This window comes from Pseudomonas sp. P7779 (assembly GCF_013386315.1).
Lineage (GTDB): Bacteria > Pseudomonadota > Gammaproteobacteria > Pseudomonadales > Pseudomonadaceae > Aquipseudomonas.
In genome coordinates this window covers 21,034-41,537 of sequence record NZ_JACARZ010000041.1, presented here as the reverse complement: position 1 = coordinate 41,537, position 20,504 = coordinate 21,034, and the positions used below count along the sequence as shown (strand labels likewise).

At 60.9% G+C, this 20,504-nt stretch carries 25 protein-coding genes and 1 tRNA gene; 6 read left to right on the top strand and 20 right to left on the bottom strand.

Annotated elements, in window-relative coordinates; translation table 11 throughout:
- The first annotated feature begins 144 nt into the window (after window positions 1-144).
- Window positions 145-429, top strand: coding sequence for a hypothetical protein (locus HX869_RS14190; RefSeq protein WP_003207761.1), 285 nt, complete (start codon window positions 145-147; stop codon window positions 427-429).
- Window position 430: 1 nt separating this feature from the next.
- On the opposite strand, the gene HX869_RS14185 is transcribed toward HX869_RS14190, so the two are convergent.
- The 10 genes from HX869_RS14185 to deoR form a co-directional block, all read right to left on the bottom strand.
- A complete protein-coding gene (locus tag HX869_RS14185; protein WP_008435048.1) occupies window positions 431-1,066 on the bottom strand; it encodes a LysE family translocator in 636 nt (211 codons plus the stop codon).
- A 208-nt stretch (window positions 1,067-1,274) separates the two neighbouring features.
- Entirely contained in the window at window positions 1,275-1,466 is a 192-nt protein-coding gene (locus HX869_RS14180) for a hypothetical protein (protein ID WP_023658809.1), read from the bottom strand.
- An 87-nt stretch (window positions 1,467-1,553) separates the two neighbouring features.
- A complete protein-coding gene (locus HX869_RS14175) occupies window positions 1,554-2,237 on the bottom strand; it encodes an HAD-IA family hydrolase (protein WP_102368995.1) in 684 nt (227 codons plus the stop codon).
- A gap of 10 nt (window positions 2,238-2,247) precedes the next feature.
- Window positions 2,248-3,276, bottom strand: coding sequence for an ABC transporter permease (locus HX869_RS14170; protein ID WP_003207754.1), 1,029 nt, complete (start codon window positions 3,274-3,276; stop codon window positions 2,248-2,250).
- Complete coding sequence (locus tag HX869_RS14165) at window positions 3,273-4,769, bottom strand: sugar ABC transporter ATP-binding protein (protein WP_003207752.1); 1,497 nt, start codon at window positions 4,767-4,769, stop codon at window positions 3,273-3,275. Before HX869_RS14165 ends, HX869_RS14170 begins: the two co-directional genes overlap by 4 nt.
- Window positions 4,762-5,748, bottom strand: coding sequence for a sugar-binding transcriptional regulator (locus HX869_RS14160; RefSeq protein ID WP_003207750.1), 987 nt, complete (start codon window positions 5,746-5,748; stop codon window positions 4,762-4,764). Before HX869_RS14160 ends, HX869_RS14165 begins: the two co-directional genes overlap by 8 nt.
- Window positions 5,745-7,265: a ribulokinase gene (locus tag HX869_RS14155; RefSeq protein WP_087693921.1), complete on the bottom strand. Its 1,521-nt coding sequence runs from the start codon at window positions 7,263-7,265 to the stop codon at window positions 5,745-5,747. The genes HX869_RS14160 and HX869_RS14155 overlap by 4 nt, the downstream gene beginning before the upstream one ends.
- Before the next feature lie 93 nt (window positions 7,266-7,358).
- A complete protein-coding gene (locus tag HX869_RS14150) occupies window positions 7,359-8,375 on the bottom strand; it encodes a galactitol-1-phosphate 5-dehydrogenase (protein ID WP_372865342.1) in 1,017 nt (338 codons plus the stop codon).
- Between the two features lie 93 nt (window positions 8,376-8,468).
- Window positions 8,469-9,443 (bottom strand): substrate-binding domain-containing protein, encoded by a 975-nt coding sequence (locus HX869_RS14145; RefSeq protein WP_178903231.1) that lies wholly within the window; start codon window positions 9,441-9,443, stop codon window positions 8,469-8,471.
- A gap of 171 nt (window positions 9,444-9,614) precedes the next feature.
- Window positions 9,615-10,373, bottom strand: coding sequence for a DNA-binding transcriptional repressor DeoR (gene deoR / locus HX869_RS14140; protein ID WP_008435058.1), 759 nt, complete (start codon window positions 10,371-10,373; stop codon window positions 9,615-9,617).
- A 143-nt stretch (window positions 10,374-10,516) separates the two neighbouring features.
- Here deoR and deoC point away from each other — a divergent pair, with 143 nt between their 5' ends.
- Window positions 10,517-11,197, top strand: a complete 681-nt coding sequence (gene deoC / locus HX869_RS14135) for a deoxyribose-phosphate aldolase (RefSeq protein WP_177039934.1) — start codon at window positions 10,517-10,519, stop codon at window positions 11,195-11,197.
- A 138-nt stretch (window positions 11,198-11,335) separates the two neighbouring features.
- On the opposite strand, the gene HX869_RS14130 is transcribed toward deoC, so the two are convergent.
- The 5 genes from HX869_RS14130 to arr all read right to left on the bottom strand — a co-directional run bounded on the left by HX869_RS14130 (window position 11,336) and on the right by arr (window position 13,508).
- Window positions 11,336-11,737: a TonB family protein gene (locus tag HX869_RS14130; RefSeq protein ID WP_003207740.1), complete on the bottom strand. Its 402-nt coding sequence runs from the start codon at window positions 11,735-11,737 to the stop codon at window positions 11,336-11,338.
- A gap of 132 nt (window positions 11,738-11,869) precedes the next feature.
- On the bottom strand, window positions 11,870-12,292 hold the full coding sequence (locus HX869_RS14125) for a hypothetical protein (protein ID WP_178903230.1): 423 nt from the start codon (window positions 12,290-12,292) through the stop codon (window positions 11,870-11,872).
- A 104-nt stretch (window positions 12,293-12,396) separates the two neighbouring features.
- Window positions 12,397-12,765: a VOC family protein gene (locus tag HX869_RS14120; protein ID WP_008435061.1), complete on the bottom strand. Its 369-nt coding sequence runs from the start codon at window positions 12,763-12,765 to the stop codon at window positions 12,397-12,399.
- 48 nt (window positions 12,766-12,813) lie between these two features.
- Window positions 12,814-13,020: a DUF1737 domain-containing protein gene (locus HX869_RS14115; RefSeq protein WP_003207731.1), complete on the bottom strand. Its 207-nt coding sequence runs from the start codon at window positions 13,018-13,020 to the stop codon at window positions 12,814-12,816.
- 71 nt (window positions 13,021-13,091) lie between these two features.
- Window positions 13,092-13,508: an NAD(+)--rifampin ADP-ribosyltransferase gene (gene arr, locus HX869_RS14110; RefSeq protein ID WP_023658807.1), complete on the bottom strand. Its 417-nt coding sequence runs from the start codon at window positions 13,506-13,508 to the stop codon at window positions 13,092-13,094.
- 92 nt (window positions 13,509-13,600) lie between these two features.
- Here arr and HX869_RS14105 point away from each other — a divergent pair, with 92 nt between their 5' ends.
- Window positions 13,601-14,059 carry a GNAT family N-acetyltransferase gene (locus HX869_RS14105; RefSeq protein ID WP_178903229.1) on the top strand — a complete coding sequence of 153 codons (459 nt, stop codon included), beginning with the start codon at window positions 13,601-13,603 and terminating at the stop codon, window positions 14,057-14,059.
- Between the two features lie 51 nt (window positions 14,060-14,110).
- On the opposite strand, the gene HX869_RS14100 is transcribed toward HX869_RS14105, so the two are convergent.
- From HX869_RS14100 to HX869_RS14090, 3 genes are all read right to left on the bottom strand, one after another.
- Complete coding sequence (locus HX869_RS14100; protein WP_032899360.1) at window positions 14,111-14,428, bottom strand: hypothetical protein; 318 nt, start codon at window positions 14,426-14,428, stop codon at window positions 14,111-14,113.
- A gap of 5 nt (window positions 14,429-14,433) precedes the next feature.
- Entirely contained in the window at window positions 14,434-14,595 is a 162-nt protein-coding gene (locus HX869_RS14095; protein WP_166742167.1) for a hypothetical protein, read from the bottom strand.
- A gap of 124 nt (window positions 14,596-14,719) precedes the next feature.
- A complete protein-coding gene (locus HX869_RS14090; protein ID WP_178903236.1) occupies window positions 14,720-15,619 on the bottom strand; it encodes a LysR family transcriptional regulator in 900 nt (299 codons plus the stop codon).
- 183 nt (window positions 15,620-15,802) lie between these two features.
- Between HX869_RS14090 and HX869_RS14085 the strand changes: the two genes are divergently transcribed.
- Together HX869_RS14085 and xth are read left to right on the top strand one after the other, a co-directional pair.
- A complete protein-coding gene (locus HX869_RS14085; RefSeq protein ID WP_102368990.1) occupies window positions 15,803-16,813 on the top strand; it encodes an NAD(P)-dependent alcohol dehydrogenase in 1,011 nt (336 codons plus the stop codon).
- 251 nt (window positions 16,814-17,064) lie between these two features.
- Window positions 17,065-17,883, top strand: a complete 819-nt coding sequence (xth, locus tag HX869_RS14080; protein WP_003207724.1) for an exodeoxyribonuclease III — start codon at window positions 17,065-17,067, stop codon at window positions 17,881-17,883.
- A 73-nt stretch (window positions 17,884-17,956) separates the two neighbouring features.
- On the opposite strand, the gene HX869_RS14075 is transcribed toward xth, so the two are convergent.
- Window positions 17,957-18,985: an alpha/beta fold hydrolase gene (locus HX869_RS14075; protein WP_178903228.1), complete on the bottom strand. Its 1,029-nt coding sequence runs from the start codon at window positions 18,983-18,985 to the stop codon at window positions 17,957-17,959.
- A gap of 436 nt (window positions 18,986-19,421) precedes the next feature.
- On the opposite strand from HX869_RS14075, the gene HX869_RS14070 reads away from it, so the two are divergent.
- Window positions 19,422-20,249 carry a hypothetical protein gene (locus HX869_RS14070; RefSeq protein WP_178903227.1) on the top strand — a complete coding sequence of 276 codons (828 nt, stop codon included), beginning with the start codon at window positions 19,422-19,424 and terminating at the stop codon, window positions 20,247-20,249.
- Between the two features lie 165 nt (window positions 20,250-20,414).
- On the opposite strand, the gene HX869_RS14065 is transcribed toward HX869_RS14070, so the two are convergent.
- Window positions 20,415-20,501 (bottom strand) — tRNA-Leu (locus HX869_RS14065).
- Window positions 20,502-20,504 lie beyond the last annotated feature (3 nt).

Sequence of the window (20,504 nt, the reverse complement as noted above, 5' to 3'; positions counted from 1 at the left end):
TGCCAGCTTGCATTACCGAACGCATGGGGCAGCGAACTGTCATAAAAGACAGAGCGGTGAACATCAGCCAATGGCTGCTCCGCCCTGCCCGCGCGCATCAGCAGATTACCGATGCGACGCATCCCCCAAGAAGGAGACGCTTACATGGTCATTCACTTCAAGGTCGCCGGGCATCTTGCCTGCGGTCATCACGGCAACAACCTCCCTTCCAGCACCGAGCTGAATCGGGTCAAGTGCCGTACCTGCCGTAACACCGAAGTCTTCAAGGAAGCCCGCCGCACCCAACGCAACGCCGCTCGGCGTGCCGCGCGCAAGTCCAAAACCGCCCATGCCGCCGGTGACTGGCGCAGTGCCTGGACCCAGCGCCTGACCGACCTGCCAGGCCGTCAGCGCCTGCCACGCGGGTTCCACGGCCAGCCATTCGTTTAAGTTACGCAGCCGGGGCACGACGGTAAGCGGCCAACAGCACGCCCATCGTCATCAACAACCCACCCGCCCCACGGTTGAAATGCTGCAAATGTGCGGGCCGCAGGCGACTGAGCAAGCGTGCCCCGCATACCGCGTAGAACATCATGATGCTGACATTGAGCACGCACAGCGCCAGCAACAGGCACGCGTACTGCGGCAGTTGCGCCTGGGTGCTGTCGACGAATTGCGGCAGGAATGCCGACATGAACAACAATGCCTTGGGATTGGAAATCGCCACCAGGAAACTGCGGGTGAAAATACTCGCCGAGCGGGTGCCGCCGTCCTCACCTTCGCCCACCGATGGCAACGCCGCCTGGGGTGATCGCAACATCTGCCAGCCGATCCAGATGAGGTACGCCGAACCGATCCATTTCAGCGCCTGAAACAACCCTTCGCTGGCCGCCAGCAGCAATCCCAGGCCACACGCCACCGCCGTCACCAGCAACGCGTCGGCCAACACCGCCCCGGCCATGCCCCAGAACGCCGCCTGCAAACCATGGCGCGAACCATTTTGCAGGGCCAACAGAACCGTCGGGCCAGGTATCGCGATAATCGCGGCGCTCATCATGACGAACAGAAATAAGGTTGCCAGGGACATGACAGGTTCCTACGGGCTGATCAGCTGCGAATCATCCCACCATATCCTCTGTGTGGCGAGGGAGCTTGCTCCCGTTGGGCTGCGCAGCGGCCCCAAAATCCTGGGAGCGCTTCGCACTCCAGCGGGAGCAAGCTCCCTCGCCACCGGTCATGTGTTGCTCAATTGGGTGCCAATAAAAAGCCCCGGATTGACCGAGGCTGTTGAGGGCTCATGCATCATTGGCGACCGGCCTCGACCGTGCCTTGTAACCCGGTAGCGCCGCGGCATACGCCAGCGCCTGCTCACGGGAACCGAAGGATGCCAGGCGATCAGCCTTGGTACAGACCCGCCACGGGCCGCTGTTGACCTGCACGATGTCATAACCGTTGAGATGCAGCTTGTTCAGCATGGGAGTGCTCATAGTCACCTCTCTCTCCAGAGATAATCCAGGTGTTTGCCCGGTCTACCATACACCCGCTGACGACGAGGCAGCCTACCGGACGTCGAGTCAGCGGTAGGCTGGCAACCCCCATCGCGCGAGGTCAAACGCCTCCAGGCTCAGCAGTCTTCCATCCGCATGCAGGAACTTCTCCTGCGGCATCGCCGGGTCCGGGATGGCCACGGCGTACATCCCGGCCGCCTTGGCCGCAGTGATGCCAAATGGCGAATCCTCGAACACCAGGCATTCAGCGGGCGTCACTCCCAGTCGCTCGGCAGCCACCAGGAAGATATCCGGCGCCGGCTTGGCAGCGCCTACCTGAGGGTCATCGGCGGTGACGATGGCATCGAACAAGCAGAACCAGTCGCGGTGCAAGGTGGTTTTCAGTTCGAAATAGTGCCGCGACGAACTGGTACCCACCGCAATCGGCACACCGTGGGCCGACAAATGCCGCACCAGCGCCTGGGCCCCGGCCATGGCCGCCGCCTGGGGGAACCGCGCATTCATCAATGGTGTGCGTTCCTGCAAGAACGTCTCGGGGCTCATCGGCAAGCCCACGGCCTGCACGATATAGCTGGCCAGTTCATAAGCCCCCAGGCCGATGGTGTTCTGCTTCATGCTCCAGTCAAAGGTGCGGCCGTAGCGGTCGGCAATCAGTTGGGTGACTTCGGTGTAGATGCCTTCGGTGTCGAGCAGCAGGCCGTCCATGTCGAAGATCACGGCCTTGATCGGCGCGGGTAGCGGTGCATTCATCACGGTGTCCTCAGGTGCGCCCGGCGTAATGGTCGATCAAGCGGTTGAGCAAAATCGCCAGCACGATGATCACCCCGGTGATCGCCATCTGGTAGAACGAGCCCAGCCCCAGCAGGTTGAAGATATTGCGCAACACCTGCAGCAGCATCACCGCCACCGCCGTCCCTACCACGCTGCCGCGCCCGCCGAACAGGCTGGTGCCACCCAGCACCACGGCGGCAATTGCATCCAGTTCCAGCCCCTGGGCTGCGGTCGGTTGGCCGACGTGCAGGCGTGAGGTCATCAACAAGCCGGCGAATGCTGCCAGGCCGCCGCAGATGGCGAACACCGCAATCGTCACCGCCCGCACCGGCACGCCGGACAGCCGCGCAGCCTCCAGGTTGCCGCCGGTGGCCAGCACATACTCGCCAAACACCGTGTAGCGCAGCACCAGCCAGGCGATGACGGTGATCAGGATAAAGATCAGCCCCAGCACCGGAAACGCAATGCCAGCGCTGGGCCAGATGTCGATCATGGCCGAGCCGAACGAGGTGAAGCTGGCCGGCAATCCGCCAATCGGCGCACCGTCGGATGCCAGGAAGGTGGCCCCGCGCAGCGACACCAGCCCGGCCAGGGTGATGATAAAACTCGGCACCTTGCCAAACACCGTGAGGCTGCCCATCAAGGTGCCGATGGCCAGTCCCACCAGCAACGTGGCCGGCACCGCCAGCCAGCCGCTGACCTGCTGCTGCAGGAGCACCGCCACCAGAATCCCGCCGAAGGCACACAGGCTGCCCACCGACAGGTCGATATTGGCCGTAAGGATAACGAAGGTCATGCCGATGGCGATGATCCCGACAATCGCCCCCTGCTGGAACAGGTTGGCGATGTTGCCGAAGGTCAGGAAGTCGTCCGACAGGAACGTCGCCACCACCACCGCAAACAGGAAAATGAACACAAAGTTGTAGCGCATCACCCACTCCAGCACCGCACTGCGACGGCGGCTGGTGAGGGTGACGGGCTTATCGAAAACCGGGCTTGGGTTGCTTGCAATAGTCATGGTTCTACACTCGTTCTACCGATAAGGATGGCCTGGTCGATCTGGTCGCGACTGGCAGTCAAGGGGTCGAAACACAGCGCGTTGCGCCCCTCATGCATCACCCAGATGCGGTCGCAATTGACGTACAACTCGTCCAGCTCGCTGCTGGCGACCAGCACCGCCGCCCCTTCCTGCGCCAGGCTGCGGGCCAGGGCATACAGGTCGGCCTTGGCGCCGACATCCAGGCCACGACTGGGCTCGTCCAGCAGCAACAGGCGCGCGCCGTCGATCACCCACTTGGCCATGACCACCTTCTGTTGATTGCCGCCGGAGAGCTGGCGTACCGGTTGCTCAAGGTTATCGAGCTTGGTCTGCAAGCGCTGCAGCACCGGGCCGGCGCGGTCCTTGGCCTGGCGATGGGAAAACCAGTTCAAGTGCCGGGTGTGCACCAGGCAGGCATTGCGGTAGATGGGCGCATCCAGCAGCAGGCCTTCGGTCTTGCGGTTTTCCGGCACCAACCCGACGCCCTGGCGGATCGCCTGGCGCGAGGTTTGCGGCTGATAAGGCTGGCCAAACAGTTCAACATCGCTGTCGTTGCGCCCCACGCCAAACAAGGCTTTGAGCAACGTGCTGCGCCCTGCCCCGTTAAGCCCGGCAAGCCCGACAATTTCGCCCTGACGCACTTCCAGCCCCTGCACGTCCAGGCCCTGCTCGCCTTGCAGCCGGCGAATATTCAGCGCCAGGTTGTCCCGCGGCGCCTGACGCGGGCTGCGTTCCAGCAGGTCGCGGTGCTCGCCGACCACGGCGGCGATCAGCGCCTGGTCGTCGATCTGCGCCAGCTCGTGGGTTTGCAGGGTTCGCCCGGCACGCAGCACCGTGACCCGGTCGCCGATCTCGCGAATTTCATTCAAGCGGTGGCTGACATACAGCACCGCCACACCCGCCGCAGTGATCTCGCGAATCACCTGGAACACCCGCTTGAGTTCGGTCTCGTTCAGCGCCGCCGAAGGCTCATCCATCACCACCAGCCGGGCCTCACAGGTCAGTGCCCGGGCGATGGCCGCCAATTGCTGGTTGGCAATCGACAGGCTGCCCACCCGGTCGGAACTCGAGAAGTTGGCCCCGACCCGCAACAGTGCGGCCTTGGCCAACGCACTGCGCTTGCCCCGGGAAATAATCCCGAAGCGCTGGGGCGCATAGCCGAGCATCAGGTTCTCTTCGACGGTCATCTGCGGGATCAGGTCGAGCTCCTGATAGATCATCGCGATCCCGGCCTGGCGCGCCTGTTGCGGATTCTTCAGTTCCACCCGCCGGCCCGCCACCGACATCTCGCCGCCATCCGGGCGATGGGCGCCGGCGACGATTTTCAACAGGGTACTTTTGCCCGCGCCATTGGCACCCAGCAGGCAATGCACCTCACCGGGCCGAACGTCGAGGGAGGCATCGGTCAGCGCCACCACATTGGGCGGAAAACGCTTGCTGACATGACGGATATCCAGGGCCAACTCACTCATGATCCTGCTCCAGCAAATAGCGGGCGGTGGCCGCGTCGGTGGCCAGCACATTGACATAGCCGGCCTTGACGCTGGCGTGGACGATGCGGTGCTTTTGCGCGCCAACGCACACGGCAATGGACCAGGCCTTGTCGCGCAAGGCGGCCAACGGCAGGCCCAGGGTGCGGGCGTCGAGTTCGGGCATCACCGGTTCACCGTCCATGCCGATAAAGCGGCCCATGATGTCGCCGACCGCGCCCAGGCGTTCCAGCTCTTCGAGCAATGGCCGGTCGATGTAACCCGACTCCATCAACACCGAATGATCAGACAACTCCCCCAGGCTGAAACACGCCACCGGCGCCTGTTGCCCGAGGCGCAATACCTGGGCGATCACCGGGTCCTGCTCCAGCGCTTCGCGGGTATGCGCATGCCCGAGAATCGCCGGCACCGGCAGCAACGTGGCCTGGCCACGGGCAGCCTGGGCGAAGCGCTCGGCGACGTTATGGCTGGACTCGCCCATCGAACGGGTATTGATCGCGCCGTTCAGCAGCACCACGTTGACCCCCTCGTTCCAGCGCGGCACCAGCCACTGGGCCATTTTGGTCAGGGTGCGGCCCCACGACACGCCGATCAGCGCCGGCATCGGCTGCAAGTTGCACAGGTAACGGGCGGCGGCCTGGGTCACCACGTTCAGCGCGGTGTCGGCATCTTCCACATCCAGCACCAATGCTTCACGCAGGCCGAAACGCCGTTGCAAGGCTACTTCCAGCTGCGGCAAGCGCGCCGAGCGGGCGACGATATCGATGCGCACCACCCCGCAATCCCGCGCCTCGCGCAGCAAGCGGCTGACTTGCCAGCGGGTCAGGCCGGTCTCCCGGGAGATATCGCTTTGGGTCTTTTCCAGGTCGTAATACAGCTTGGCTACCTGGACCATCAAGTCATCACGCTGGGAATCGGCCGACAACCGCGTGGCAAACGTTTCTTCAGGATGGGCGCTCATGCTGCCGGCCTTACGCCGAGCGTGCGGTTCGCCGGTGGCTTGCAACTGATGGGCGCGACGCTGTCGGTGGCGGCGCGGTAGCGGCCCAACAGCTCGATGTATTGCTCGTGGGCGTAAGGGTCGGGCTCGATCAGCCGGCCGATGGTGGTGAAGTCGGTAGCGGCTTCCTGCAAGGTGCCGAACTCGCCAAGGGCGCAGGCGGCAGCGGCGGCGGTGCCGATCAGGGTGAGGTTATCGTGGGGCACCATTTCGAACGGCACACCGGTGGCATCCACCGTGGCCTGCAACCACAACGGGTTCTTCTGGAAACCACCGGCGGCGACCACCCGGGTGATCTCGATGCCCTCGGAGCGCCAGGTGTGAAAGATGTTCGCCGAGCCCAGGGCAATCGCTTCCACCGAGGCGCGGTACAGGTCATGCCGGTCATGGTTCAGCGACAGGCCCATGATCGCGCCGCGCATGTCCGGTGAGCGGTACGGTGTACGGTTGCCCATCCAGTAATCGAGCACCAGCAAGCCGGTGGAGCCGGGCTGCAGTTCTGCGGCCTGGCGGATCAGGCGCTGGTGCCCGGCATCGTCGAGGCCGAACATCTTTTGCGCCAGCCAGTTGAGGATCGAACCGGCGGAGACTTGCCCGCCTTCCATCAACCATTGGCCGTCGAGCAAGGCGCCGGGGTACGGGCCCCAGATGCCCGGTACGTCGATGCGTTGCGGGGTGTGCATCAGTTGCACCACCGAGGTACCACCGATAAACAACAGCTCGCCGGCGCCAGTGGTGCCGGCACTGAGCATTGCCATGTGGGCGTCGATTCCGCCCTGGGCCACCAGCGTGTCGCGGCTCAGGCCCAGATGATTGGCGGCATCGGCGCTCAATGGGCCGATCCGGCCACCAACCTTGATCACTTCCTGAGGGAGTTTTTGCGCCAGTTCAGGCACGCCCAGTTCGGCGTACAATTCCACCGGAAAACGCTGCTGCAAGGTGTCGTAATTCCACTTGCAACTGGCATTCAATTGGGAGGCGACCCAGCGCCCGGTCAACTGAAAGTTGATCCAGTCCACGGCCTCGCAAATACGCTCGGCGCGCTGGTAAACCTGAGGCTCGTGCTCGGCCAGCCACATGGCCTTGGGCACCAGCCATTCCACCGCGTCACCGCCCTGGTTCATCATCGGGTGGCTGACGTGGGCGGTGCGCGCCGACTCGGCAGCGGCGCGGCAATCCATCCATAACAACGCCGGGGCCAGGGGTTGGCCGTCCGCCTGGGCAACCACCACGGTGGAGGCTGTGGTGGCGACGCACACCGCCGCCACCTGCGGGTGCCCGGCCTGGGCCATCAACTGCCGGCAGGCCTTGCCCAGCGCCGACCACCAGTCCGCCGGCGCCTGCTCGGCCCAACCCAACTGCGGGTATTGCGTGGCATACGGCGCCTCGGCGACGTGTACCAGTTTGTGGCTGTGCAGGTCATACAAACCAGCCCGCACCCCACCTGTTCCGAAATCCAGTCCCAACAACAAGGTCATCGGTAGTTCTCCTGCGTCTTGTAACAACGCTTTTTGTTTTAAGCCCGGCAACGCACAGCGTCGTCGGGCTTGGCGACACACAGCTGACGCGGCTCAGGGACGGAAAATTACCTTGGCCGCGACTTCGCTGCGATCGGCATAGCGCTTGAACATCGCCGGCAATTCATCCAGCGGCAAGTCGTGGGTAATCATGAACTGCCACTGCAATTCACCGGAAGCCAGCTTGTCGATGGAGGCCGTCCACTCATCGCCCGGGAACGGTGCCGAGAACGAGTTCCAGGCGCCGTGCAGGGAGATTTCCTGGCGCAGGAAGTGCGAGAACGTCGCAGTGCTGAGGGCCACGTCACTGGTGGGAATGCCGATAAACACCACATGCCCGCCAGCCTTGGTCAGTTGCACGGCCTGGTTGATCGAGCTGGGATGGCCTGCCGCTTCAATCACCAGTTGGCAACGGGGCAACTCGGCATCCGCCGCGCCGCTGAGCAGGGTGTGGGTGGCGCCGGCTTCGCGGGCCATGGCGAGTTTCTCTTCGGCGATGTCGACGGCGACGATGTCGTTGGCCCCCATGATCCGCAGCCACTGGATCGCAAACAGGCCGATCGGCCCGCAACCTACCACCGCCCCGCTCTGCCCGGCCTTGAAGTCGGCTTTCCAGATCGCATGCAGGGCAATCGCCGCCGGGTCCACCAGGGACGCGGCAATCGGGTCCATGCCTTGGGGCACCTTGATCAGGTTGCTCAGGGGCACATTGACGTACTCGGCATACGCGCCGTCGCGGCGGCTGCCGAAGTAATCGTAGCGCTCCGAGCGGGACGGAAAGCCTCGGGCATATTGGTCGCTGCTGACGTCCGGGATCATCGGCGGCACTGTCACCAATTCGCCGATGGCATAGCCTTCGACACCGCTGCCGATCTCTTCGATAAAGCCTGCGAATTCATGGCCGCAAATCAGCGGCATCACATGGGCGCCCTTGCTCAGCATGCGCGGGATATCCGAGCCGCACACGCCGCAGGCGGCGACCCGAACCAGCGCGTGGCCGGCCTTGACCGCAGGTTTTGGAACATCTTCGACCCGGATATCGCCCGGTTGGTACATGACGGCAGCTTTCACAGTGAATTCCTCTGTTGAGTGACGAGTGCGTTCGAACAGGCACCTCCCGCAAGAGGTGCCCGCAAAAATCCATAGCGTGGCGGCGCAGATCCGTCAGAGCGCGCCGGGGCGGTATTCGCCGAAGGTAGAGTCATGCTTGACCTCGGCCACGTTGGCCTTGGTCACCACCTGGGTGCCGGCGTCGACAAAGTTCGGCACCGACTTGCCGGCCGCCAGGGCCCGCGCCGCCTCGATGGCGACCTCGCCCAGGTAGCGTGGGTCGTTGAGGGCGGTGGCCACGTATTGATCGCCGCTCTGGATGGCATTCAAGGCCTCGGACAAGCCGTCGATCCCGGCCACGAGGACGTCTTTCTTGCCGCTTTCGGTGAGCACTTGCAGCGCGCCCATGGCCATGTCGTCGTTATGCGCGATCACCGCCTTGAGGTCCGGGTGCGCTTGCAGCAAATCCTGCACTGCCGTGACTGCGTTGGCGCGCATGTACTCGCTGTAGGGGCCGTCGATGATCTTGAAGTCGGTGCCGGCCAAAGCGGTGTGGAAGCCCTTGCGGCGTTCTTTCATTACCGTACCGCCGGCGTCGCCCTGGATCTCGATGATCTTGCCCTTGGTCACACCGCGCTGCTTGAGCGCGGCGAGCAGCGCCTTGCCGGACAGCTCGCCCATCTCGGCATTGTTACGGCCAATGGTGGTGGCGACCGGGGCATTGATTGCGCGGTCGACGGCAATCACCGGCACCTTGGCGCGTTTGGCGGCGTCGAGGGCCGCGCCCACGGCGTCGGGGTTCACGGCGTTGATGATGAGGATGTCGACCTTGCGGGTCAGCAGGTCCTGGATATCGTTGTTCTGCTTGCTGATATCGCCGTTGGCGTCGAGGAAGATCAGCTCGTCGCCGCCCTTCGCCGCTGCAGCCTTGGCGCCGTCGCGCAGTTGTACGTAGAAGGGAGATTGCAGGGTGACCTGGCTGAAACCGATCTTCAGATCCTTGGCCTGGGCGTTCAGCGCCAGCGCCGAGGCCGCGACAGCCAGTGCAAGGGCCAGCACATGAACAGGTTTACGGGCTATCTGGAGCATGGTGATTCCTATTTTTATTGTTGTCAGGATTCGGGCACGGCCTTCGGGGAGGCCGTGCTCACAAATGTGAACCGCGATCACATTTGAAAAACTATGCCTTGCTCCCGAGAGTGTCAAGGCCAATTTGTTAAATTCCAAACAAATGAAATAAAAATCACAATTCTGTTTGAGTCAGATCAGCAGGATCGCCCCACTGTCCCTGATCACCTGCTGCTGTGCCGCCTCGAGCCCGGGGTCGCTGATCACCCGCTGGAAGTCCGACAGCTCGGCAAAGTGTGCCGCACGTACTTCGTCGAACTTGCTGTGGTCGGCCACCAGCACGCAGGTCTGCGCCCGCGCCATGACCCGGCGCTTGACCTCCACTTCGTTGAGGTTGTAGCAGGTCACACCGTGGGCGGCGCTGACGCCGGCCGCGGAAATGAACGCCCACGCCACACGGATGCCATCCAGGATGCCCGCCTCGGCATGGCTCTCGAAAACCATGTTGCGCCGATGAAAGGTGCCACCGCAGAGGATGATGGTGCAGTGGGGCTTTTGCTGGAGCTTGAGCAATACGTTGAGGGAATTGCACAGTGCGGTGAACTCCAGGTCATCCGGCAACGCCTCGATAATGAACGGCGTGGTGGTGCCGCAATCGATAAACACCGTGTCGCCGGGGCGCACCAGGCTGGCGGCCAGCACGCCGATCTGACGCTTCTCGGCGACGTGGCGCTGGTCCTGTTCGGCGACCTGGTAATCGGGCTCCGGCGGCCCGCTGCGGGTTACGTGCCCGCCCAACAGGCGCAGGCCCTGGGGGCTGTCTGCCAGGTCGCGGCGCAGGGTCATTTCCGATACACCCAGCAATGCGGCCATGTCACGCAAGTGAATCGCCGACTCGCCCTGCAAGGCCTTGTGCATGGCCCGAAATCTTTCGCTTTTCTTTGAATCCACTGCGTTCCAACCCTCGTTGAATGCGTGCCCTTGATCAGGGCAGTCACAAAATCCATTTACAATGTTATTTATTTCACATTTAATGCATCCAACTTAACACAAACCGCCTTTTCCCAGCACCTCATCCTTACAGGACACTTGCCATGCCGACTGACCCGTTGCCGCTCGCGGCCTATATCGACCACACCCTGCTGGCCGCCGATGCTTCCCAGGCGAGCATTCGCCAACTGTGTGCCGAGGCCCGCGAGCATGGCTTCAAGTCCGTGTGCGTCAACAGCGCCAACGTGCCGCTGGCCGCCGAATGCCTGCGCGACGCCGCGCCATTGGTCTGTGCCGTCGTCGGCTTCCCCCTGGGTGCGGGCTTGAGTGCAGCCAAGGCTTATGAGGCAAAGCTTGCGATCGAGGCCGGTGCAGGCGAGATCGACATGGTGCTGAACATCGCCTGGCTGAAGGATGGCCTGCTGGACCAGGTACGCGACGATATTGCCCAGGTGCTGGCGGCCTGCGGCGCGGTGCCGCTGAAAGTCATCCTCGAGACTGGCCTGCTGGATGACCAGCAGAAAACCCATGCCTGCAGCCTGTGCCGCGAGCTGAACGTGGCGTTCGTCAAGACCTCCACCGGTTTCGGCCATGGCGGCGCGACATTGGCGGATGTGCGCCTGATGCGCGGCGTGGTGGGGGCGCAGATAGGCGTGAAAGCGTCGGGCGGCGTGCGCGACCTGGCGACGGCCCAGGCGATGATCGAAGCCGGTGCTACGCGCCTGGGCAGCAGCTCCGGGATCGCCATCGTCAGCGGCGCAAAGGCGGCCGCGGGCGCCTACTGAGTTGAGTGCAGCGCTGGCGCCCTTTCACAACCCTTTCACAGTCGGGCGCCTATGGTCATCTCAGCTCCTGGTGAAAACCTTTAAGCCCGCGCTCCCCATCGCGGGCTTTTCTTTGCCCGGAATTTATCCGCAGGTCAGCTACAGCCGGCGTGGCGGTGAGCCGGCGCAGGCCACGCCCTCCAGGCAGAATACAAACGGGGCTACCACTTGAATTTCGCCTTTGAGCAGCATTGAGGGTGGAGGCGCAGGCACTGGCGACGCCGCCGGAACGAATCTCTCCACGGCGCTGACGAACAGATCCGAACCTGTATGGCTGATGACTTTGTGGCGTATCAGGTTGCCTTTGGCGTCGACCACGAATTCAACCCTGACCAGGCCGGTCAATCCTTGCAGGCGAGCTTCTTCGGGGTACGACTTGAAGTGATTGAGGTGAGTGAGCAACTGGTATTCCCATAAGCGTTGTTCTGCCAGTTGTTCCCGGGTGGGGCCGCTCGTGCAGGCACAAAGCAGTAAGACAAGTGCGATCCAGCTGTATTTCATAAACGCAGTTCCGTTGACGTTTGGTGTGCAAGGTGAGGCTAATCAAGGCTCGGTGCGTCAGCGTGTTATACAGGTCGAACAGAATGGCCCGTGGGTACACGAATGCTTCTTGTGGAAAACCAAATCTGCCTCTCAGGCGGTGGTACTGACGATGGAACCGGTACCGCTTCCACCGTCGGAAGTCAGTGCCTGCAACAACGCCGAAGACGCAGACTGCAATGCAGCTGCCGTTGCGGCAATCTGCGCCTGGGCGGCAGCCACGGCGGCCGCTTTGGCGTCTGCGCTTTGATTGCTGGCCTGGGCCTTTTGCATGTTTTGCTGCTGCTCTTGAAGCTGCTTTTGCAACTCCGCAATCTGCTTTTTCAGCGCCTTGACGGTGTCGGACTCCTGCGACGTGGATGCCGCCTGGCCGCCACCTGCAGCGGGCGCACTTTTGGCACCCGTGTCCGGGTTGAGACTCAAGGTTCCAGAGTCTTCGGTCTTGGAGCTATCGCTGGCGCTGGCCGGACTTGGGTTGGCGGGTACTGAAGCGAGACTGCTGACGTTCGTGATCATGTCAAATATCCAATTCCGGTATCGATGTTAATTGATCGGCGCTTAAGCTGATTACTTTAACCCGTTATCGACCCTACCGAACCTGGCGACAACAGCGGACCAATTCAGCGGCAAGGTCTCGAAAAGACGTTGACCAGGCTTCCATCCGGATCACGCAGCAATACCGAAGTGTTGCCCCATGGCATGACCGTCACCGGCATCACCACGTCAGCCCGACCGATACGCAGCAGGACGGCCTCCACATCGTCCACTTGAAACTCCAGGATCGCCGAACGGTTGCTGGCGGCGACTGCCAGTCCATCGTTGTGAAGGCGGACCAGGCGCTCATCGGCTATGGCCAGGACGACGCCGTCGAGGTGAATTTCAGCGAACCCGTCAGCCAGGTGCCTTGGCTCGACAGTCGAGAGGTTGTGATAGAACTGAACGAGCCGTTCAAAGTGGTTGGTAACGAGGCGAACAGACGAGAATTTCATCATTTGACCTGACAGGAGTGAGAGAACTCACCTTAATTCAAGCCCGCGTCAGTTCCTGACAGTAGCGTTGTTATCGGCGTTCCAAACGACAGCCTGTGCCACCACCACGTACTCGCCATTGAAGGTTGCCGCTGGCGAGCCGTAAAGCTGGTAACCCAGCGCAAGCGCTTCAGAGACCCGGTGACAGAAGGAGGCATCGTCCTTGCCTGTCAGGATCCGATAGGTAGGTAGGCCTTCAGGAGGGGAATTCTGCATGGGAGCACCTGCTGGAACAGTTAAGGAAAGCCACTTGGCGATCGGGTGACGCCGGCTTGTTCCCGATGATATCAGTCGATGATCACATCGCGCCCCTCGGCCTTCAAGCGCGCGAGGTTGTCCTTCATCTGCTGCAACCGTTCAGGCGGATGCCCGTGCCATTTCGTGACCTCCGCCACGACGCGCAAAGGGTCAGTGGAGCGATAGGAAAGCGTGGGATTGCCGGGAAACTTCTTATCCGTCACGTTGGGGTCATCCATGATTGCCCCCGTTGGCTCCACAACATAAATTCGTTCCCGCCCACTGCCGAGCGCCAGCTCAGCCCCCCAGATGGCGGCATCCAGCGTGCCCGCAAAGTAAACCCAGGACAGTGCTTTACCTTCTGTAAAGTTGGACGGGTAGCCGACGCGGATCAGATCGCCGGGCTCCAGGTCGGCCCGGGTGCCGTGAAAGAACTGACGGATGAACATGCCAGCGGTATTTGACATGGGCTCGTTGCTCCGTGGATGAATGTTATGTTTGGATGCGAATGCCCCCATCGGCTGGGTTCCTCTATACCACCGCACCTCAGGAAACCGTTGTGACGAATCTGACCATACGACGCGCCAGTATCGACGACTTGCCTTTCATTGTTTTGCTGCTGGCAAATGACTCCCTGGGGGCTATTCGAGAAGATAGCAGTCTTCCGCTTCAGCGTTCCTACACACGAGCGTTTGAGGCCATCGACGCAGACCCGAACCAGTTTCTTGCCGTCGCTGTGGCTGATGAAGAGGTGGTCGGTACTCTCCAACTTTCTTTCATTCCGAATATTTCTCATCGGGGCGCATGGCGAGCTCAAATCGAAGCCGTCCGCGTGCACGAGCGAATGCGTGGGAGCGGATTGGGCCGGCAATTCTTCGAATGGTCGTTTGAGCAAGCACGTCAGCGCCACTGCCAACTGATCCAGCTTACCTGTGATCGTACGCGGCCAGATGCTCATAGGTTTTATGAGTCCCTGGGGTTCTTGCCAACCCACACAGGCTTCAAGATGAAGCTGTGACCATTTGAGGCGAGCTGGCCCGGCGTTTGATTGCCGGGCCAGAGGGCGGAGTCAAAGCAATACAGTAGCAAGCATGCCCAAGGCGCCGAGGACAAACCCGATGAGTGCGCCACGCCCTGGTGCTTCATGGAACAGCGCCCAGACCACCACGGGCTCAAGCAGCAACAGGGAGGTGACTGAGACCACGGTGACGACCCAGATATCACCGACCGCCACGTACCCCAGCCAATACGCACCCAACAGGCAAAGCCCGGCAAAACACATCAGCACAACGGGAAGGACGAACGCCTCCCATGAACCATGCCCTGTCTGGGCAAGCCTGGCGGTTACCACCTCGCTGTAGATTGCACAAAACTCCCCCACCACCATCAACCCTAGAGCAGAAACTCCGAGTAGTTCTTTGGACATATCAAAAACTCCTTCGTATTCAACGCAATATTTTTCAGCTCCCAGCGAGCAATGCCGCTGCCCAGGAGCGTGTTGCAGTGATACGAAGCAGCCTTGAACAGGCCTGAATTACCGAAGTGCTTTTCCATGCTCATGTCCTTCAAAGGGTGAGTCTCAGCGCCCGGAAAAGGGCGCTCGCTGCGATCATACGTTCCGACAGCCCGCCTGAACAACCTGCCCCCTCTCGGTCTGCCGCGAAGTGCTTGTGCTGGATCAGTGAGCGTTGAACCAGTCGGGGTGCACAACCGGAAAGTGCTTTTTCAGCCAATCCACAAATGCATTCACCTGGGGTGCAAGATGGGATCGGCTGGGGTAAAGCACGGAAACCAGGCGCGGTGTCGGACGAAGTGCGCCGAGTACTTCAACCAGTTCTCCACTGGCGAGGTACGCCCCGACGGTAATCCCCGGTGCTTGAATAATGCCGAAGCCTGCAACGCCGCATTGAACGTATGCGTTGGACTCGTTCACGGTGATACCGCCGCGTGGAGTGTGTGGATGGTCATCGCCCGCCATCGAGAAGTGCCAAGGCAGCGGCCTGTTGTTTTGACCCGAAAGAAAGCCGACGCACCGGTGGCCGGCAAGGTCCGCCAGGGTTTCCGGTACCCCGTAGGCCTGGAGATAACTTGCAGATGCACAGGTCACCATGATTGCGCTGCCTATTTCCCTGGCTACCAGGCTGGAATCCGGGAGATCACCGATTCGCAATACGCAATCGATGCCTTCCGCCACCAGGTCTACCCTGCGGTCGGTCACGCCGAGTGCCAGTTCGATCTCGGGAAATGCCTCGGTAAATTGCCTGAGGCTTTCCATGAACCCGTGCTGGGAAAACGCTGTGGGAATATCAATCCGAAGCCGCCCACTCAGCGTCGAGCCACTGCGGTCGAACATGGAAGTGGTTTCTGCGATGGTGGCCAGAATCTCTTTGACACGCTCGTAAAATCGTTCGCCCTCAGCCGTCAGCTTGACTTTACGCGTCGTGCGCTGGAACAGGCGCACACCCAGGGACGCCTCCAGTTCCTGAATAGTGCGCGTGACATAGGGACGGCCGGTCTGCGTCGCCTCCGCGACTTTTGTGAAGCTGCCCAACTCCGCCAGCTTGGCAAATACCTGCATCGACTGTAGAAGCGCCATACGTCTCGTCCCCGGGAAGCCGGTGAAGGGTTGATTGTTACTCTCCAGAATAACAATGCTGTTGGATTCTGCCCATTTATGCCGCGCTGCGAAACCTCAACAATGGCCCCAACAACAAGGAGGCACTTGCCTCCCCTGCCCATTCACCGTTGCTGGAGACAGAAAATGAAAGCGTGGCTTCTGAAAGATTTCGGTTTGGACAACCTGGTACAAGGGGACGCCGAGACCCCCGTCCCCAAGGCGGGAGAGCTGCTGGTAAAGGTGGGGGCCGTTTCGCTGAACTTCCGGGACAAGGCCATCGTCGATGGCATCTACGAGCCCCACAAGGTGCCCAAGCCATTGATTCCCGTCAGCGACGCGGCAGGCGTTGTCGTAGCAACAGGTGACGGTGTCAGCCGTTTCGCTATTGGCGACCGGGTCAACTCGCATCTCTACTCCCGCTGGCTGGACGGCATGCCTGGGCCGGATGAACCCGACTACTGCTTCGGCTCGCCTTTGCCCGGCGGCCTGGCGCAATACATGATCATCCATGAGGACAGCGCAGTACGTGTCCCCGACAACCTGTCGGATGAGGAAGCCGCGACTCTTCCGATTGCCGCATTGACGGCCTGGTACGCGCTGGTTGATTTCGGCCAGGTCGAGGCGGGCCAAACGGTGCTGGTTCAAGGTACCGGTGGGGTTTCGGTTTTCGCTGCGCAAATCGCAACCGCCCTCGGCGCCAAGGTTATTGTCACCTCCAGTCGGGATGAAAATCTGGAGGCTATGAAAAAACTGGGGGCGGTCGCCAGTGTGAACTATCGCACGCATCCTGGCTGGGCAGAGGAAGTCCTGAAACTCACCGATGGCAAGGGCGTGGACCTGCTCCTGGACGTCGCAGGCGGAGATGGCATCAATCAATCGATCGCCGCGACCAGGGTCGGTGGACGTATCGCCCAGATCGGATTCCTGACGGGCCAGACGTCTGCATTGAACCTGATGCCGATGATATTCCGGCAAACAACCATTCGCGGCATTGCCGTAGCGCCGCGCTCATCGTTCGACCGCATGAACGCGTTCCTGAGCGAGCACAGGATTCGCCCGGTAATCGACCGTGTGTACGCCTTCGATCAAGCGCGCCAGGCATACGAACACTTGGCCAGGGGCGCCTTTGGCAAAGTGGTCATCAAGGTCGGGTAAAGTCGACCGCCGGGCGTTTCACACAGGCAGGTGATTGCTGCGGGATTTGCCCAGGCGGTTCACGAATGACACCAATGGTCGTTCAAAGACCGGTTCCTGTTATTTATGGAGCAACGCAGGTTTGGTGTAGTCGAAAAGAGGCTTTGCGACTAAACCGGTATAGGGGACATCGCCAAATGAGCAAGGGTAGGCCCCCTACCCCCACGGTGGCCGAACACCCGGCGCACCCGGCACATTGAAGGACCGACGCCATGCAGAACCTCAAGATCGCGACATTCAATGTCAACGGCATAAAGACGCGACTGCCCAACCTTCTGCAGTGGCTGGAAAAGGAGCGCCCGGACATCGTCTGCCTGCAGGAACTGAAGGCGCAAGACAACGCGTTCCCCGCTGGAGAACTTGAGGCGGCGGGCTATGGCTCATTGCACCATGGCCAGGCATCCTGGAACGGAGTGGCAATTCTCGCGCGGGATTCCGAACCTCTTTTGATCCATAAGGGCCTGCCGGGAGCCAAGGACGACTCGCAGTCTCGATACCTGGAAGCGGCTGTCCATGGCGTGATTGTCGGATGCCTGTACCTGCCCAACGGCAACCCTCAACCCGGGCCAAAATTTGATTACAAGCTCGCGTGGTTCGAGCACCTGATCTCCCACGCTGCAACACTGCAGGCCAGCGAACATCCGGTGGTCCTCGCGGGTGACTACAACGTGGTGCCCACCGACCTGGACATCTACAACACCCGCTCATGGCTCAAGGATGCCCTCCTCCAGCCAGAAAGCCGTGAGTGCTTTCAAAGGTTGCTTTCCCAGGGCTGGATCGACTCGCTGAGGCAGCTGTACCCGGAAGAGCGGGTGTACACGTTTTGGGATTATTTCCGTCAGCATTGGCAGAAGAATTCCGGGCTGCGCATCGACCATCTGCTGCTCAACCCGGTACTCGCCCCGTACCTGAAAAACGTCGGCGTAGATGCATGGGTACGGGGTGAAGAGCATGCCAGTGATCATGCGCCGACGTGGATCGAGATCTCATCACGGCAAACCCGGTCAAGAAAGAAGCCAAAACGCAGTTGATCACAAGCCACGACGCAGACTATCGGCACGCGTGCCGGTACCCGACTCACCCATCCCAAGGTGTGATCCGGGCTTACTGATGGGCCACGAATTTCGCGAGCATCAGCCAGCGACTTATGGCCGCAACGAGTTCGGTCTTGCACTCCACCGGCAGCCAATGCCCGCCAGGCAGGCTCGTCACTGTGAGGTCTGCGCAGGCCGCGCGCATTGGATCGCCCAACTGATTGCCGTTGATGGTATTCATCGGGTCGTAATCACCGTTCACAAACAGGACGGGCATGGACAGGCGGCCGCCATTGGGTGCGCGATGGGCGTATTCGATGTTGGCATCGTCGTTCAGATACCACGCGCAGGGCGTGCGGAAACCATGCTCCTCGAACGTGCGTACCAGTGCCGCGAAGTCCGTCTCGGGCCAGAGCGCCGGGTCTGGTGGGGTCGGGGGAGCCCGGTGCGCTTCGCCAAACCGCCCGCCTTTGCGGGTCACTTCGGCATTGGAGGCGACCCTGGCGATGCTTGCAGGGTCGCCTCTTCGATAAATCGACGCCAGCGATGCTGCTTTGTCCGCGTCAAGATCAGCCACGGCGGACGCAAAATGCGTGTTGTAGTAGCGGTAATAGTCCCATTGGCCGTCTGGATACTGGTCGACCGGGTAAATCCCTCGGTCAACCAGCGGTATAAGCGTCGCCAGCGCGTTCGTGGAAGGAAAGTACGGAACCGAAACCAGCACAACGCCGCGGCTGCGCCAAGGTTCATGGGCGACCAGTTCACCGGCCACGACGCTGCCCCAATCGTGGCCCACCCAGATGGCGGGCGTTCCACCGAGATGGTCATGCAGCTCCGTCATGTCTGCCACGATGTTTTCAATCGTGTACGCATTGATCGCGGCCGGCGCCGAAGAGCCGCCATAGCCGCGCATATCGGGTGCGACGCAGTGCCAGCCTTGGGCAGCGAACGCTTCCATCTGTGCACGCCAGATCAAACCGAGTTCGGGCCAACCATGCAGGAACATCATCAATGCCCCATCGGCAGGTCCCGACTCCAGATAATGCGTTGTGTGACGGGGCGTACTGAAGACGCGCGAAGTCAGCTTGAAAGTGGACATAGGATCTCCTCATGTCATACCGGCGCGATGTTTCACTGTAGGTCACCTCGAGTGCGTGAGCACCACTGCCCGCGTATTTTCAGGTCGCGCTTATCCTGGGATCGGGAGCAAAAGAACTGAAGCAACCACACGTCAATCAACGTTGTAGAAAATTTGAATTAGCCAGTTGCCCGGCCGGTCAAGAATTATGAACGCAGTAAATCTGACGAGGTAACAGCAATGACTATCCAGGCAGAGACACTCGTACAACTGACCGAAGCCCTGCAAGAGCGAGGCATGCATCTGGTTTCAGATGTTCACTTCACCCGCGCGCCCTATCGGCAGAATCACCTCTGGGTCTGCACCGTAGCGTAACGATCCCTTATGATGCTTGCCTGCCAGAAGGTCGCCAACCGCGACAGATGGATCAATGCGAACACTCTTATGGATAAGCCCGATGCGGATCAACGTTCTGACAATTTCCCTGGCCACGTTGATGATGACCGGGTGTGCCAACCATGGCGCCATGCCTTCGACGCACGCGCTGGCGACTCAAGATAACGTAGTCGGCATCTGGGCCATGGTTCCTCTGCGCAACGGAATTGCCAACGTGGTCGAATACAGCGCAGATGCCAAGGCCACCTTGCATCCATTCAACTGCGCTGAACCCGGGAAGCACCAGGAAAAAGAAGTGAGCGACTTCAAGGTGTCCGACGATGGAAAGGTCATCCATCTCAAATCACCTTCAGACAACTTCGACCTGAAGGTCCTGGCATTCGACCCGCAGACCATGACGCTGAGCATGGATGTTTCGGATACGAGCCTGACCTTCAACTACGTAAAAGTCAGTAACGTCGCACCGCTGTGTGCCCTTTATCCAAACGCCGCCGCTGAAGCTGCGCGCAAAACCCCTTTCAAGGCCAGTGATTTTGTAGCGGATCCCGGGATACCTGCCCACTCCGGTATGGAGCGATATATTGGCAAGTGGGCAAATGACAAAGGCGAGCTGGAGGTAGAAGTCATCATGGGTCCCAACGGCAGTGCCTACCTCTACATGGCTTCCAGCAAAAACTGGCACTTCCTGTACAACGAGGTGCATTGGGTAGGCGACGAACTGCATTTTGAAAGCTATGCCTATTCAGACCTTCCCTCTCTTTACAGCCACCCTTTCCATAAATCCAAGACTCACAGCATTCTTCAGCCGAGCGGCGACGGAGGATTACGTTATTCGATCTTTATCGATAAGCGCCGGTACGAATTTCCATTGAGCCGGGCGAAGAACTGAGGTTGAGGTAGCGCAGTACTGTTGCGATGACCGGGCGGTGCATCTGCAACGCAGAAGGCAAGGAAGCCTCGCAAACGAAGTGGATTGCGGACCTGTTGAACAATTGCCGACCGGAAACAAACAAGGGCTTGCATCAGCTTTCGCCCGCAAACCCTTGGTTTTAGATGGTGCCCGAAGCCGGAATCGAACCGGCACGCCCTTACGAGCGGGGGATTTTAAGTCCCATGCGTCTACCAGTTTCGCCATTCGGGCGGT